The following is a 14,600-nucleotide window of genomic DNA, read 5'->3' as shown; positions in this document are numbered from 1 at the left end:
TTCGAGGTTTTGACCCCGGGGCCGGAGAAAAAGCTCCACGAATACCTACGGTTGCGCTGCTGGCCTTACAACCGTTCGTCCCGGTCGGCCTTTACCAGGGTCAGCACCCGCGGCAACTGGCGCGAGCGCTCGGTGGAAAAGGCGTCCAGCGCGCAGCTCAGCCGATAGGACTGCTGACTGAGTCGCGAGGCTTCCTGGCGCAAGGTGAGGAAGTTGAGGAAATAGCGCTGGTGCTGACGCTTGGCCTGGCTACCCCGTTCAAGCAGGCGCCGGGCTTCCGCCATGGCCACGATGTGGCTGTCGGTCACGTCCTTCATGCAACGGTTTCCTCGTGGCGATGACAATTATCGAACCTGTTTCTTCTCGACTTTAGCAGCCCGCCCGAACAGGGTGGTGAATCCTTTGACTTTTTATCGGCAAGCCAGGGCTGGCGCGCCTTGCGACACCTCAGGCAGAGTAGCCCACCCCCCTGCCCAGAGGTGCAGCCCTTGGAACGCTGGAAGCTTCTCGCCGGCCTGGTGAGCTTCACCTTTTTCATGGAAAACCTGGACGCCACGGTGATCGCCACGGCGCTGCCGCAGATGGCCCTGTCCTTCGGCCGCGATCCGGTGGACCTCAACCTGGGCATCAGCGCCTATCTGCTGGCGATCGCCGTGGGCATCCCGGTGAGTGGCTGGATCGCCGAGCGCTTCGGTCCCCGCCCGGTCTTCACCCTGGCCATCGGCGTCTTCACCCTGGCCTCGCTGCTCTGTGGCATGGCCCTGTCCCTCGAACACTTCATCGCCGCGCGCATCCTCCAGGGGCTCGGCGGCGCCCTGATGGTGCCCGTGGGGCGCCTGGTGGTGCTGCAGGTCACCGAAAAGCACGAGTTGGTGCGCGCCATCGCCCTCATCACCTGGCCGGGCCTGGTGGCCCCTGTGCTCGGCCCGCCCCTGGGCGGCCTGATCACCACCTATGCCGACTGGCGCTGGATCTTCTACCTCAACCTGCCGCTGGGCTTGATCGCCCTGCTGCTGGCCTGGCGCCTGGTGCCCGCCGACCTGCCGACCCAGCGCCATCCGCTGGACTGGCGCGGCTTCCTGCTGCTGGGCGGCGCCTGCGTGGCCTTCATGTGGGGCGTGGAGCGCCTCGGCCAGAACCATGGCAGCTTGGGCGCCAACCTGGCCTGGATGGGCATAGGGCTGATCCTCGGCACCAAGGCGGTGCGCCACATGACCCGGATCGAACGCCCGCTGATCGATTTTGGCACACTGCGCATCCCCACCTACCGCGCGGCCATCCTCGGTGGCGGTCTGTTCCGCGTCACCATCGCCACGGCGCCCTTCCTGCTGCCCCTGCTGTTCCAGCTGGCCTTTGGCCTGGACGCCTTCCAGGCCGGCCTGCTGCTCCTGGCGCTGTTCGCTGGCAACCTGGCGGCCAAGCCCTTCACCACCGCCACCATGCGCCGCTTCGGCCTGCGCACCATCCTGACCGTCAACGGCCTGCTCAGCGCGTTCAGCCTGCTGGCCTGTGGCCTGCTCACTCCGGACTGGCCCTTGCCGGCGATCCTGCTCCTGCTGTTCTTCAGCGGGGTGTTCCGCTCGCTGCAGTTCACCGCCAGCAATGCCCTGGCCTTCGCCGACATCCCCAAGTCGCGGCTGAGCCATGCCTCCACCCTGTTCAGCACCAATTTCCAGCTGGCCATGGGCCTGGGCGTGGCCATCGCCGCCCTGCTGCTACGCGCCTCGATGGACTGGCACGGCCACCTCGACCCGCAACTGGCGGACTTTCGGCTAGCCTTTTGCATAGTGGCCGTGCTCGGCATCCTGAGCACCCTGGATGCCTTCCGCCTGGCCCGCAACGCAGGCGATTCGGTCAGCGGCCATACCTCTGAAAGTTGACCAGGCGGACAGGGCTCCAGGCGATGTCGATTGGGGGTTAGGGCTTAGCGTCTTACCCGTGTTTACCGACCTGTTATGATGCGCGCCTTTTTCCGATCAGACCGGCGCGCACGAGGCATCCCATGCTGGAAAGACTCTTCCAACTCAAGGCCCACAACACCTCTGTCCGCACCGAACTGCTGGCCGGGGTCACCACCTTCCTGGCCATGGCCTACATCCTGTTCGTCAACCCGAGCATCCTCGGCGCCACCGGCATGGACAAGGGCGCGATCTTCGTCGCCACCTGCCTGGCCGCCGCCATCGGCTCGGCGCTCATGGGACTCATCGCCAACTACCCCATCGCCCTCGCCCCGGGCATGGGCCTCAACGCCTTCTTCACCTACACCGTGGTCCTGCACCTGGGCCATACCTGGCAGGTGGCCCTGGGCGCGGTATTCCTCTCGGCGCTGATGTTCTTCCTGCTGTCGATCTTTCGCATCCGCGAATGGATCATCAACAGCATCCCGCTCCCGCTGCGCTCGGGCATCGCCGCCGGCATCGGCCTGTTCCTGGCGCTGATCGCCCTGCAGACCGCCGGCATCGTGGTGGGTAATCCGGCGACCCTGGTGGGCCTGGGCGACCTGTCCAAGCCGGGTCCGCTGCTGGCCATCCTCGGCTTCTTCCTGATCGTCGTGCTCGAGGCGCGCAAGGTCACCGGCGCGGTGCTGATCGGCATCCTGGTGGTCACCGTGATCGCCATCGCCCTGGGCGTCAGCGCCTTCGGCGGCCTGGTCTCCATGCCGCCGTCGCTGGCACCGACCTTCCTGCAGCTGGACATCCGGGGCGCCCTGGACGTCGGCCTGATCAGCGTCATCTTCGCCTTCCTGTTCGTCGACCTGTTCGACAACTCCGGCACCCTGATCGGCGTGGCCAAGCGCGCCGGCCTGATGGGAAAGGACGGCCATCTGCCGAAGATGGGCCGCGCCCTGATCGCCGACAGCTCCGCCGCCATGTTCGGCTCGCTGCTGGGCACCTCCACCACCACCAGCTACATCGAATCCGCCGCGGGCGTTTCCGCGGGGGGGCGTACCGGCCTCACCGCCGTGGTGGTCGCGGTGCTGTTCCTGCTGGCGCTGTTCTTCGCCCCCCTGGCCGGTAGCGTGCCCGCCTTCGCCACCGCCCCGGCGCTGTTCTTCATCGCCGTGCTGATGACCTCGGGCCTGGCCGAGATCGAGTGGGACGACCTGACCACCGCCGCCCCGGTGCTGGTCACCGCCCTGGCCATGCCGCTGACCTATTCCATCGCCAACGGCATCGCCTTCGGCTTCATCACCTGGACGGTCATCAAGCTGCTCTCCGGCCGTACCCGCGAGCTGAATTCGGCGCTGATCGTGCTGTCGATCCTGTTCGTCATCAAGCTGGGCTGGTTCAACGCCTGACCCCTCCCCTCGGGGCTCCGGCCCCGAGGTCTCCCCCGCCCCACCCTGCTCCGGATCTACCATGTCCCAACCCTCCTTCGTTCCCGCCGACTACCAGGCTCAACTCGACGCCAAGGCCAACCGCCTGCGCGAACTGCTGGCGCCTTTCCAGGCCCCCGAGCCGGAGGTCTTCGCCTCGCCGCTGCAGCACTACCGGCTGCGCGCCGAATTCCGCCTGTGGCGGGAGAACGAGGAACGCCACTACGCCATGTTCGCCCCGGGCGACAAGCGCACGCCGATCCTCATCGAGGCCTTCCCCATCGCCAGCCAGCGCATCAACGATCTGATGCCGCGCCTCAAGGCCGGCTGGCAGGCGGACGTGGCACTGTCGTTCAAGCTGTTCCAGGTGGAATTCCTCACCACCCTGAGTGGCGACGCCCTGATCACCCTGGCCTACCACCGCCCCCTGGACGCCGCCTGGCAAGCCGCCGCCGAGCGCCTGGCCGCCGACCTGGGCGTCAGCCTGATCGGTCGCTCCCGCGGCCAGCGCCTGGTGATCGGGCGCGACCATGTGCTCGAAGAACTGGAGGTGGCCGGGACGACCTACCGCTATCTCCAACCCGAGGGCGGCTTCACCCAGCCCAATGGCACCGTCAACCAGAAGATGCTGAGCTGGGCCCATACCGCCCTGGGCGAGCGCGACGACGATCTGCTGGAGCTCTATTGCGGCAACGGCAACTTCACCCTGCCGCTGGCCAGCCGGGTCCGTAAGGTACTGGCCACCGAGGTGAGCAAGACCTCGGTCAACGCCGCCCTGCACAACCTGGCCAGCAATGGCGTGGACAACGTCACCCTGGTGCGTCTCTCCGCCGAAGAACTGACCCAGGCGCTCAACGAGGTCCGTCCCTTCCGCCGCCTGGCCGGCGTGGATCTCAAGAGCTACCAGTTCGGCACCGTCTTCGTCGACCCGCCCCGCGCCGGCATGGACCCCGACACCTGCGAACTGACCCGTCGCTTCGAGCGCATCCTCTATATTTCTTGCAATCCGGAGACCCTGGCCGAGAACATCGCCCGGTTGCAGGACACCCACCGCATCACCCGCTGCGCCCTGTTCGACCAGTTCCCCTGGACGCACCACATGGAGAGTGGGGTGTTGCTGGAACGGCGTTGAGGCGCCCGCATGAAAAAGGCTGCGCCATTTTCCAACCTACGCCTGGTCCGAACGTCCCCTCTCCCTCCGGGAAAGGGTTGGGGTGAGGGGACCGCTAATTCGTAGGTTGGGCTGAAACGGCTCTATCGTCGAAGCCCAACAGGTCCGCCCCGTTGGGCTTCGCTGCGCTCAGCCCAACCTACGAGATACCGCACGCGGAAAAGGCTGTGCCGTTTTCCACCCTACGCCTGGTTCGAACGCCCCCTCCCTCGGGGAGAGGGTTGGGGTGAGAGGACCGCTAACCCGTAGGTTGGGCTGAAACGGCTCTATCGTCGAAGCCCAACAGGCCCGCCCCGTTGGGCTTCGCTGCGCTCAGCCCAACCTACGAGATACCGCACGCGGAAAAGGCTGCGCCGTTTTCCACCCTACGCCTGGTCCGAACGTCCCCTCTCCCTCCGGGAAAGAGTTGGGGTGAGGGGACCGCTAATTCGTAGGTTGGGCTGAAACGGCTCTATCGTCGAAGCCCAACAGGCCCGGGTAGGTTGGGCTTCGCTGCGCTCAGCCCAACCTACAAGAGCCCATCATGACGCCCCCTCTCCCTCGGGAAGAGGGCCGGGGTGAGGGTCGCCCTACTCATGAAACTCCGCCACCGTCTCGCGACGGCCATAGAGGAAGGCATCCGCCACATGGCGCAGCGGGGCCACGTCCACATCGGAGCGGTTCTGGGCCACCAGCTCGGCGAAGCGGGCATAGAGGCCGGCGTACTCCCGGTCCGGGCCCTGGTGGCTCAGTTGCCCGTCCAGGTACAGCTCGCTGCCACCCTTGCTCAGGGTCAGGCGACCGCCATCGGTGTCGACATGGATGTCCCAGGTCTGGGGACCGGTCTGCAGGAAGTCGAAGTCGGCGGCGATGGGCACGCCGGCGCTGTCGACGAAGGCCAGTTGCGCGGCCACCGGGGTCTGGCAGTTGCCGGGCACCTGCAGCGTCGCCTCCTTGAGAAAGAACGGCCGTGGCAGGATGGCGGTGACGATGGACAGGGCATTGATGCCCGGATCGAAGACGCCCATGCCGCCCGGCTCCCAGATCCAGGCCTGACCCGGATGCCAGACGCGCACGTCTTCCTTCCACTCGATCCGCACCGCCTGGATGCGCTTGCCTTCCAGCCATTCGCGGGCTGGCTGGACGCCCTGGGCATGGCGGGAATGCCAGGTGGCGAACAGCGACAGACCCGCCGCCTCGGCCTGGCGGGTCAGGGCTTCCACTTCACTCAGGGTCGCCCCCGGCGGTTTTTCCAGCATCACGTGCTTGCCCGCCGCCAGGGCCTCGCGGGCCTGTTCGTAACGCACCGCCGCTGGCGCGCAGAGCGACACGGCGTCGATCGCCGGGCCGTCTTCGAGCAGGGCGCTCAGGCTGGGATAGTGGGCGACGCCGTCGAGCTGGGCGTTGCGGCTGGCCACGGCGACCAGCTCGTAGTCGGAATTGGCGGCGAGCGCCGGCAGGTGCTGGTCACGGGCGATCTTGCCCAAACCGACGATGGCTATTCTTATCATGATCGTCCTCGGTAGACGGTAGGAGTCCGCCGCCTAGGATCGGGCAATCATCACACCAAAGCAACAGCTTCGCGGTCGGTCTGCAGGCTCTCGCGCAACTCCAGCCAGCTGCGCAGATTGGCCCCCTCACGGCCCTTGCGCCACATCAGCCAGGTGGTGGCCTGGGCGAAGCGCGCCTGGATCGGATGACGCTGCACCCGCTCGCGGCCGGGCAGGCTGTCGAGCATGGATTCCGGCATCAGCGCCACCCCGCCGGTGATCACGCAGGCCAGCATGCTGTGGTAGGACTCGATCTCCATCACCGGTCCGCTAGGCACCCCCGCCGCGGCGTACCAGGTGTCCAGGTAGCGTCGATAGGAGCAGCCGGCGCGAAAGCCGAACACCGGGCGTCCCGCCACGTCGGCAGGTGAACGCACCGGACCGAGTTCCAGCCCGGTGATCAGCACCAGCCGCTCCTCGAACCAGGGCTGGCCTTCCAGCGCCGCGTCGGGCGCCGGGCCGTCCACCAGGGCGGCGTCCAGGCGACCGGCCAGCAAGCCTTCCACCAGTTCGCCGCTGGGGCCACTGTGCACCTGCAGATTCACCTTGGGATAGCGCTGGTGATAGCGCGCCAGTAGCCCTGGCAGATGGATGGCCGCGGTGCTGAACATGGACCCCAGGACGAAGGTACCGGCCGGCTCGCCGCCCTGCACCGCGCTGCGCGCCTCGTCGGCCAGGGCGAACAGGCGATGGGCGTAGTCCAGCATTCGGTGGCCGGCGGCGGTCAGGTGCAGCCGCTGGCGTTCGCGCAGGAACAGCTCCACCCCCAGCTTGTCTTCCAGCTGGCGCAGGCGCGTGGAGAGATTGGACGGCACCCGATTAAGTCGCTCGGCGGCCTTCACCAGGGAACCTTCCTCGGCCACCGCCTGGAAGATGCGTAGCTCTGCGAACTCCATCGATCACCGCCTTTCTCTTTAGCTGAACATCTATTTCTCTATTATTCGTTTTTATTGATCAACTTCAAGGCCTAGGCTGTACTCATCCGCTCGCTACTGGAGTCCTGCGATGACCGCCACAACCCGCCTGCTGGCCTGCCTGCTGGCCCTGGCCACCGCCATGGGCATCGGCCGCTTCGCCCTTACCCCCGCCCTGCCCCACCTGATCGCCGAGGGTCAGATCGACCTCACCGGCGCCAGTCTGCTGGCCGCGGCCAACTACCTGGGCTATCTGCTCGGCGCCCTGGACGCGCTCTTCGCCCGTCGGACCCATGCGCGTCTGGTCGGGGGACTCTGGCTCTGCGCCGGCCTGACCCTGACCTCCCTGCTGGCCGATGGCCTGGCCGCCCAGGCGCTACTGCGCTTCGGCACCGGCCTGGCCAGCGCCTGGGTACTGGTGATGGTGACCGGTCTGAGCCAGCCCCTGGCCGCCGAAGCCGGCCGGCCACGCTTGGGCGCCCTAGTCTTTACCGGGCCCGGAGTAGGCATTCTCATCAGTGGCCTGATGGCCCTGGTCAGCAATCGCCTGGGTGGCGATTCCAAACAGCTGTGGCTGAGCTACGGCCTGCTCGCCAGCGTGGCCACCCTGGCCCTGCTGCCCCTGCTGCCGCGGCGTGGTCCCGCCACCCCGCTGCCTACCACCGCCGCGGCGCCGGCCAAGCGCTCGCCCGCCTTCAACCGTTTGATCCTGGCCTATGGCCTGGTGGGCGTCGGCTACATCCTGCCGGCGACCTTCCTCTCGCAGATGGCCGCCAGCCGCTTCCACGGCCAGTGGCAGGCCGACCTCTTCTGGCCCGGCTATGGCCTGGCGGCGGCGCTGGGCGTGGTACTGGTCAGCCTGAGACGCCCGGGCACCGATACCCGCCGCTGGCTGATCGCCACCCTCTGGCTGCAGGCCGCGGGTGTGCTGCTCTGCCTCCTGCCGGGCAGCCTGGCGCTGTTCCTCGGTGTGCTGCTCTGCGGTGGCCCTTTCCTCGCCTGCATGCAGTTGGTGATGCAGTACGGCCGCGAGTTGGCACCGGCCACGCCGCAGCGCAATGCCGGGATGCTGACCGCCAGCTTCGCCAGCGGCCAACTCGTCGGTCCGCTGTTCGGCGCAGCCAGCAGTCATTTTGCCGGCAACCTGCAACCGGCCCTGGTGATCGCCGCGCTGGGCCTGCTGTTCGCCGGTCTGCACCTGCGCCACGCCCGGGCCTCGCTGCAGCGCTGCGTCGCCTGAATCGTTTCCGCTGCGGCCTTTCGTCACAGAAGTAAAACTGGGTGGCTCCTTGTTTTGAAATGTTTCGCCGTTCCTGAGTACAGTGACCGCCGCGCCTCATAGAGGAGGCGCTTCAGGCGCTCGCCACTCACCCTACAAGGAACACGACACTCATGATGAAGGCCTCCGATCTGGTCGTTCGCTGCCTGGAAAACGAGGGTGTGGAATACATCTTCGGCATTCCCGGCGAAGAGAACCTGGACCTGCTGGAATCCCTGCGGCGCTCCTCGCAGATCAAGCTGATCCTGACTCGCCACGAGCAGTCCGCCGGCTTCATGGCCGCCACCTACGGCCGCTTCACCGGCAAGACCGGTGTCTGCCTTTCCACCCTCGGCCCAGGCGCCACCAACCTGGTCACCGCCGGCGCCTACGCCTACCTGGGCGGCATGCCGATGCTGATGCTGACCGGCCAGAAGCCGATCAAGAAATCCAAGCAGGGGCGTTTCCAGATTCTCGACGTGTGCCGCATGATGGCGCCGCTCACCAAGTACACCCACCAGTTCGCCTCCGCCGACAACATCCCGTCGCGCATCCGCGAGGCCTTCCGCCTCGCCGAGGAAGAAAAGCCCGGCTCCGTGCACCTGGAACTGCCGGAAGACATCGCCGACGAGCACACCGAGAGCCTGCCGGTGCCGCCGAGCCTGAGCCGCCGTCCGGTCGCCGAGGCCAAGGCCATCGCCGCCGCCGTCTCCAAGCTGGAAAACGCCCGCAGCCCGGTGCTGGTGCTGGGCGCCGGCACCAACCGCAAGATGACCGCGCGGGTGCTCCGGCAGCTGATCGAGAAGACCGGCATCCCCTTCGTCACCACCCAGCTCGGCAAGGGCGTCGTCGACGAGCGCCACCCGCGCTTCCTGGGCAACGCCGCCCTCTCCGCCGGTGACTTCGTGCACCGCGCCCTGGAGTCCGCCGACCTCATCGTCAACATCGGCCACGATGTGATCGAGAAGCCGCCGTTCTTCATGACCCGGGGCGGCACCGAGGTCATCCACATCAACTTCCGCTCCGCCGAAGTCGATCCGGTGTACTTCCCCCAGGTCGAGGTGGTCGGCGACATCGCCAACGCCATCTGGGAGATCAAGGAGCGCATCGAGGTCCAGCCCACCTGGGACTTCGACCGCCTGCTGCACATCCGCGAAGCCAACGAGGCCCATGTCGCCGAAGGCGCCACCGATGACCGCTTCCCGGTCTATCCGCAGCGCCTGGTGGCCGATCTGCGTAACGTGCTGCCGTCAGACGGCATCGTCGCCCTGGACAACGGCATCTACAAGATCTGGTTCGCCCGCAACTACAAGGCCTACATGCCCAACACGGTGCTGCTGGACAACGCCCTGGCCACCATGGGCGCCGGCCTGCCGTCGGCCATGGCCGCGCGCCTGGTGCATCCCGGCACCCCCATCGTGGCGGTGTGCGGCGACGGCGGCTTCATGATGAACAGCCAGGAACTGGAAACCGCGGTACGCCTGAAGATGAACCTGGTGGTCATCATCCTGCGCGACGACGGCTACGGCATGATCCGCTGGAAGCAGGCGCAGATGGGCTTCGAGGACTTCGGCCTGGACTACGGCAATCCGGACTTCGTCCGCTACGCCGAAAGCTACGGCGCCCATGGCCATCGCGTGGAAAGCGCGGCCGCCTTCGCGCCGCTGGTGCAGCACTGCCTGGACACCCCTGGCGTCCACGTCATCGACTGCCCAGTGGACTACTCCGAGAACGACCGCATCCTGCACCAGGACATCAAGGAACGCAGCGCGGCGGTCTGATCGGCCAGCCCGGCGATCCAATTGACGCCCCGGCCTCCAGGCCGGGGCGTTTTTCATTGCGGCCGAAGGAAATACCCCGTCCTCTCCGGACCCTCAATCCACCACTCATATCGTCAAACTAATAGACGGGAAAACTCAGTAAAAACAAACAGATACGACATGGGATCACTCCGGATACTGCCGAATATCCAGGTAATCACGCAGCCTATCGTCCAGATTCGAATATTACGGCGATTCGCGTTCTATTAAGCAGGCCTTAAGAATCGTAGCCATGGATATGCCCGTCCTTGAGCCCTCGCTGTCGCCTGCCATCCCCTCGGCGCGGTGGCGGATCGAGCGCCAAAGACCCGACGATTCCTTGGGGCCAATCCGTGGTTACCCGCACCTGCGGCCAAGCGCCCCTTCGCACCGACCGGTCCTGCCGGGCGGTTGACGAATCGAAAGAGGCTGCCGTAACCGCGAAGCACGAGGCGCGAGGCCTCCAGGCCCGCACCTTCCAACGCTCCGCTATCCAGGTAGTCCACATGCAGCAAGTTGGCTGGAATCCATTAAGCAATATAAGCGTCAGGGCCAAGCTGGGCCTTGGCTTCGCCCTGCTCATCGGCATGATCCTGCTGGTGGCCTACACCGGCTGGTCGGCCACCGATACCCTGCGCGATCGCAGCGAGCGCATGAACGATATCGCCGGCTACAGCACCCTGGCCCGCGACATGCGCATCGAACGGCTGGTGTATTTCACCAAGGCCGATGACGCCCAGGCGGCCAAGTGGCTTGCCGCCCTGGACAAGACCGAAGGCCAGCTGCAGGCCATCCTTCCACACTTCAACTCGCCAGCGAACAAGGCCTTGCTCGACGAGGCCGGGGCCGCGCTCAAACGCTATCGCGAGTTCTACAACCAGACGATCACCGCCACCCGCGAGCGGGAATCCATCCGCAAGATCGCCAGCAGCGCGGCAGAGGCAGCCAATGCCCAGTTGCTGACATTGGCCGAAGAGGCGAATGGCGAGACCGGTCGTCCTGCCGATCGCCAGCAGCTGGCGACGCTCTTCATCGGTGTGCAGCGGATGAGGGTCGATTTCCGTGGCTACGCCACCGCACCCGGCAAGGACAGCGAGCAGACCGCGCGCACCTCAGTCAATACCGCCCTCACCCAGGCCAAGGCGCTCGGCGCCACGGCGTTGTCGACCGAGACCGTGCAAAAGCTCGTCGGTGAAATCTCCGGCTACGGGCAGCGTCTCGATCAGCTGGTGGCCGCGCAGGCGCAGGTGGATCAGGCGCAGGGCGGTATCACCACGACCATCACCACCCTGCTCGGCATCGCCGACAAGCTCACCGGCATCCAGCAGGAATTCCGCACGGCCGACGTGGCCGGTGCCCGTCAGCTGCTGCTGATCTGGCTGGCCGTCGCCATCGCCCTGGGCCTGGCCTGTGCCTGGCTGATCACCCGTTCCATCGTCAAGCCCTTGCAGGACACCGTGGCCTTGGCCGAGCAGGTCGCCAACGGTGACTTCACCCATCAGCAGCAGGTCACCCGCAAGGATGAACTGGGCGCCCTGCAGACCAGCATGCAAGGCATGACCGGCAACCTGCGACGCCTGATCGGCGAGGTACGCGACGGTGTGGTCCAGGTGGCCAGTGCGGCCGAGCAGCTGTCGGCGGTCACCGAACAGACCAGCGCTGGCGTGCAAGCGCAAAAGGTCGAGACCGACCAGATCGCCACCGCCATGCAGGAGATGACCGCCACCACCCACGAGGTGGCACGCAACGCCGGAAACGCGGCCAAGTCCGCGCTGGAAGCCAGCCGCCAGGCCCTGCAGGGCGAGCAGTCGGTGAGCAAGGCGGTCGACCAGATCGAGGTGCTGGCCCGGGAAATGGAATCGACCAAGACGGCCATGGCCACCCTGCGCGGCCATGCCGACAGCATCGGCGGCGTGCTCGACGTGATCAAGGCGGTTTCCGAGCAGACCAATCTGCTGGCGCTCAATGCCGCCATCGAAGCCGCCCGCGCCGGCGAGGCGGGACGCGGCTTCGCCGTGGTCGCCGACGAGGTCCGCGGTCTGGCCCAGCGCACCCGCTCCTCGACGGACGAGATCGCTCAGCTCATCACCGGTCTGCATCAGAGCACCGACCGCATGGGCACGGTGCTCGACCACAATGTGCAACTGACCGAAAGCAGCGTCGGCCTGTCGCGCGAGGCGGGCGAGATGCTCAAGCGCATCACCCGCTCGGTGAAGGACATCGAGTCGATGAACGAACAGATCGCCTGCGCCGCCGAGCAGCAGAGTTCGGCTGGCGAAGAGATCAGCCGCAATGTCACCAACGTCCGCGACATCTCCGATCAGACCGCCGCCGCCAGTGAAGAGACGGCTTCCTCGAGCATGGAGCTGGCCCGCATCGGCGTACGCCTGCAGGAGATGACGGCGCGCTTCAAGGTGTGATCCTGACGGACGCTCCTTCCCCTCACCCCGCCCCTCTCCCCAAGGGAGAGGGGCGCCTGGGATGGACTTGCAGCGGGAAGGAAAACGCGGCACAGAAGGTAGGTTGGGCCGAGCGCAGCGAAGCCCAACACCTGTCGGATGAACGCTGAATCGTCGGGCTTCGACGGTGGAGCTGTCTCGGCCCAACCTACGGCTGGATTTCTTTCACCTCACTCTCGCCTCTTCCAGCAACCACCGCTCGAAGTTTGCCAGCGCCGGATCGCTCTCCTCCGCTGGACGGGTGACCAGCACATAGCGTTCGCGCAGTTCCGGCAGGACCGGCCACGGCGCCTGGAGCCGCCCGGCGACCAGCTCTTCCTCGATGTAGTGCTCAGGTACCAGGGCCATGCCGAAGCCGGCCTTGGCGGCCTCGATCAGCAGCGAGTAACGATCATAGGTGGGGCCAGCCGTCGGGGCGCCCAGGGATAGCCCTGCAAGTGCGGCATAGCGGGTCCAGCTGTGCGGGCTCTCCCGCTTGTGCAACAGCGGCAGACTGACGGGAGGCTGGTCAGCCAGACGGGGATGACAGACCGCCACCAGTTGCGCCTCGAACAGCCGTTGCACCCTCAGGCTCTGCCAGCTCGGATGCTCGTAGTTGATCGCGGCATGCAGACCGCTGTCTTCCAGGGCAAAGGGCTGCGTCCGCTCACGGAGGTTGACCTCGATGTCCGGATGGCGCTCGCGGAAGCGCGCCAGCAGGGGAATCAGCCAGCGACCGGCCAGGGTTGGGATAACGCCGATTTCCAGTGCCGTGGCGCCGCGGGCCTGGGCGATCAGTTGCTGGGTATGGCGCTCGATGTCGGCGAGCGCAGTGCGCATATGAGCGGCATAGCCGGCACCGGCGGCGGAAAGCTCGACGCGATTGCCGACCCGATTGAACAACCGGACGCCCAGAGCAGCCTCCAGCTTGGCGATCTGCCGGCTGATGGCGCCCTCACTCAGTGCCAGCTCCTGCGCGGCCTTGGCGAAACTGAGATGGCGGGCGGCCGCTTCCAGGGCCACCAGCGCCGTGGTGCTGGGCAGGCGTCTAGTCATCAGCGGTCATCCTTGGCAGCGGAACGGCACAGGATGACGCCTGGGCAAGCTGCCTTGCAAAAAAATCGGTAACGCTCGCCGCCAGCGCCTCCTAGCATGAGCGGATCTCGAGACCCAGGAAGCGCGCGCCATGATGACGAGGACGTCCACCTTGAACAGGACCGACCGGGTTCTGCTGGGCATGGGTCTGGTGATTCCTGTCTGGTTGGCGATCGGTGTAGGACTGACCGCCCTGGCCTATCCCGGCTATAGCCATATGGACCATGCCTTGAGTCGGCTGGGTGCAGTCGATGCCCCCACGCAGGGCTTTTCCGCCTGGATCAACAACATGCCGCTCGGAGTGCTCTTCGTGCTGATCGGCCTGGGCCTGGTCCGTCGCTTTCGCAGATCGCGCCTGGCCTGCCTGAGTGCAGCCCTGATCCTGCTGCATGGCCTGGCCAGCTTCGCCACCGGGTTTTTTCCGTGCGACCAGGGCTGCGCCCCGGTGCAGCCGTCGCGCTCGCAAGCGCTGCACAACCTGGCGGGCCTGATGATGTTCCTGTCGCTGACCCTCGCCAGCGCACTCTGGGGCTGGCTCGGCAGGCGCCTGCTGGCCTCGCCGGGCTTTGCCTGCTTCTCGATCCTCTGTACCGGCATGGCGCTGGTCACCGCGGCCCTGATGGCCGGAGCGGTCACCGACGGCCAGGGCTTCGGCCTGTACCAGCGCCTCAATTACGCCGCGGGCGTCTGCTGGCTCGCGGTCCTGGTCTGGCTGGCCCGGCGCGAACGCGGGTAATCGACGAACAGCGGCGAGCGCCACAGCGGACGCCTCAGGCCTGTACGGTCAGGGCGACCAGTCGCGCCACCAGCGGTCGCACCAGCAACACGCAGACGAACGCCGAAGGCATCGCCACCTGATAGGCATTCATCACATTCCTCAAGTAATGGGCATCGAACCCGAACTCAGCCAGGGTGATCACCAGGCACATCAGCAAGGCCATGATGGTCGACATATAGAGCGCAAACACATAGGGCGTCACACCCTTGGGCAGGCGTCGTCTGGCGGGAAGCGCTGGAGTCTGGGAATTCATCGGCTAGTCTCTGGTGGATGAGCGAGGCCAAGCTAACAAGCACCGGAAC

At 66.3% G+C, this 14,600-nt stretch carries 12 protein-coding genes; 7 read left to right on the top strand and 5 right to left on the bottom strand.

From position 1 onward, the window contains the following. Positions 1 to 65: 65 nt before the first annotated feature. Positions 66 to 317, bottom strand: coding sequence for a hypothetical protein (locus QE444_RS09670; RefSeq protein WP_133859743.1), 252 nt, complete (start codon positions 315 to 317; stop codon positions 66 to 68). Positions 318 to 488: 171 nt separating this feature from the next. On the opposite strand from QE444_RS09670, the gene QE444_RS09665 reads away from it, so the two are divergent. The 3 genes from QE444_RS09665 to trmA all read left to right on the top strand — a co-directional run bounded on the left by QE444_RS09665 (position 489) and on the right by trmA (position 4,448). Continuing rightward, positions 489 to 1,880: an MFS transporter gene (locus QE444_RS09665; RefSeq protein WP_309738146.1), complete on the top strand. Its 1,392-nt coding sequence runs from the start codon at positions 489 to 491 to the stop codon at positions 1,878 to 1,880. Between the two features lie 122 nt (positions 1,881 to 2,002). Then, positions 2,003 to 3,298: an NCS2 family permease gene (locus tag QE444_RS09660; protein WP_027602630.1), complete on the top strand. Its 1,296-nt coding sequence runs from the start codon at positions 2,003 to 2,005 to the stop codon at positions 3,296 to 3,298. A 61-nt stretch (positions 3,299 to 3,359) separates the two neighbouring features. Next, positions 3,360 to 4,448 (top strand): tRNA (uridine(54)-C5)-methyltransferase TrmA, encoded by a 1,089-nt coding sequence (gene trmA / locus QE444_RS09655; protein WP_309738142.1) that lies wholly within the window; start codon positions 3,360 to 3,362, stop codon positions 4,446 to 4,448. Positions 4,449 to 5,056: 608 nt separating this feature from the next. Here trmA and QE444_RS09650 read toward each other — a convergent pair. Beyond that, positions 5,057 to 5,977: a Gfo/Idh/MocA family oxidoreductase gene (locus QE444_RS09650; RefSeq protein ID WP_309738139.1), complete on the bottom strand. Its 921-nt coding sequence runs from the start codon at positions 5,975 to 5,977 to the stop codon at positions 5,057 to 5,059. Positions 5,978 to 6,027: 50 nt separating this feature from the next. After that, on the bottom strand, positions 6,028 to 6,912 hold the full coding sequence (locus tag QE444_RS09645) for a putrescine utilization regulator PtrR (RefSeq protein WP_068385143.1): 885 nt from the start codon (positions 6,910 to 6,912) through the stop codon (positions 6,028 to 6,030). 109 nt (positions 6,913 to 7,021) lie between these two features. Between QE444_RS09645 and QE444_RS09640 the strand changes: the two genes are divergently transcribed. From QE444_RS09640 to QE444_RS09630, 3 genes are all read left to right on the top strand, one after another. Next, on the top strand, positions 7,022 to 8,170 hold the full coding sequence (locus QE444_RS09640) for a YbfB/YjiJ family MFS transporter (RefSeq protein ID WP_309738135.1): 1,149 nt from the start codon (positions 7,022 to 7,024) through the stop codon (positions 8,168 to 8,170). A 152-nt stretch (positions 8,171 to 8,322) separates the two neighbouring features. Then, the gene (locus QE444_RS09635; protein WP_187978744.1) at positions 8,323 to 9,969 is read left to right on the top strand and encodes an acetolactate synthase large subunit; all 1,647 of its coding nucleotides are present in this window, start codon (positions 8,323 to 8,325) and stop codon (positions 9,967 to 9,969) included. Between the two features lie 524 nt (positions 9,970 to 10,493). Then, the gene (locus QE444_RS09630) at positions 10,494 to 12,407 is read left to right on the top strand and encodes a methyl-accepting chemotaxis protein (protein ID WP_273862607.1); all 1,914 of its coding nucleotides are present in this window, start codon (positions 10,494 to 10,496) and stop codon (positions 12,405 to 12,407) included. Positions 12,408 to 12,611: 204 nt separating this feature from the next. Here QE444_RS09630 and QE444_RS09625 read toward each other — a convergent pair whose 3' ends face one another. Then, positions 12,612 to 13,481 (bottom strand): LysR substrate-binding domain-containing protein, encoded by an 870-nt coding sequence (locus QE444_RS09625; protein WP_309738132.1) that lies wholly within the window; start codon positions 13,479 to 13,481, stop codon positions 12,612 to 12,614. Positions 13,482 to 13,632: 151 nt separating this feature from the next. Here QE444_RS09625 and QE444_RS09620 point away from each other — a divergent pair, with 151 nt between their 5' ends. Further along, a complete protein-coding gene (locus QE444_RS09620; protein ID WP_309738130.1) occupies positions 13,633 to 14,256 on the top strand; it encodes a DUF998 domain-containing protein in 624 nt (207 codons plus the stop codon). A gap of 34 nt (positions 14,257 to 14,290) precedes the next feature. Here QE444_RS09620 and QE444_RS09615 read toward each other — a convergent pair whose 3' ends face one another. After that, complete coding sequence (locus tag QE444_RS09615) at positions 14,291 to 14,551, bottom strand: DUF2798 domain-containing protein (protein ID WP_187978741.1); 261 nt, start codon at positions 14,549 to 14,551, stop codon at positions 14,291 to 14,293. Positions 14,552 to 14,600: the final 49 nt, after the last annotated feature.

Origin of the sequence: Pseudomonas sp. SORGH_AS_0199 (assembly GCF_031453735.1) — a bacterium.
Classification (GTDB): Bacteria; Pseudomonadota; Gammaproteobacteria; order Pseudomonadales; family Pseudomonadaceae; genus Chryseomonas; species Chryseomonas aestiva.
This window is presented reverse-complemented; position numbering and strand designations above follow the sequence as displayed.

Coding starts and splice junctions, on each gene's coding strand:
- QE444_RS09660 (WP_027602630.1), top strand. CDS start 2,003: ATGCTGGAAAGACTCTTCCAACTCAAGGCCCACAACACCTCTGTCCGC.
- QE444_RS09630 (WP_273862607.1), top strand. CDS start 10,494: ATGCAGCAAGTTGGCTGGAATCCATTAAGCAATATAAGCGTCAGGGCC.
- QE444_RS09615 (WP_187978741.1), bottom strand. CDS start 14,551: ATGAATTCCCAGACTCCAGCGCTTCCCGCCAGACGACGCCTGCCCAAG.
- trmA (WP_309738142.1), top strand. CDS start 3,360: ATGTCCCAACCCTCCTTCGTTCCCGCCGACTACCAGGCTCAACTCGAC.
- QE444_RS09670 (WP_133859743.1), bottom strand. CDS start 317: ATGAAGGACGTGACCGACAGCCACATCGTGGCCATGGCGGAAGCCCGG.
- QE444_RS09640 (WP_309738135.1), top strand. CDS start 7,022: ATGACCGCCACAACCCGCCTGCTGGCCTGCCTGCTGGCCCTGGCCACC.
- QE444_RS09625 (WP_309738132.1), bottom strand. CDS start 13,481: ATGACTAGACGCCTGCCCAGCACCACGGCGCTGGTGGCCCTGGAAGCG.
- QE444_RS09650 (WP_309738139.1), bottom strand. CDS start 5,977: ATGATAAGAATAGCCATCGTCGGTTTGGGCAAGATCGCCCGTGACCAG.
- QE444_RS09645 (WP_068385143.1), bottom strand. CDS start 6,912: ATGGAGTTCGCAGAGCTACGCATCTTCCAGGCGGTGGCCGAGGAAGGT.
- QE444_RS09635 (WP_187978744.1), top strand. CDS start 8,323: ATGATGAAGGCCTCCGATCTGGTCGTTCGCTGCCTGGAAAACGAGGGT.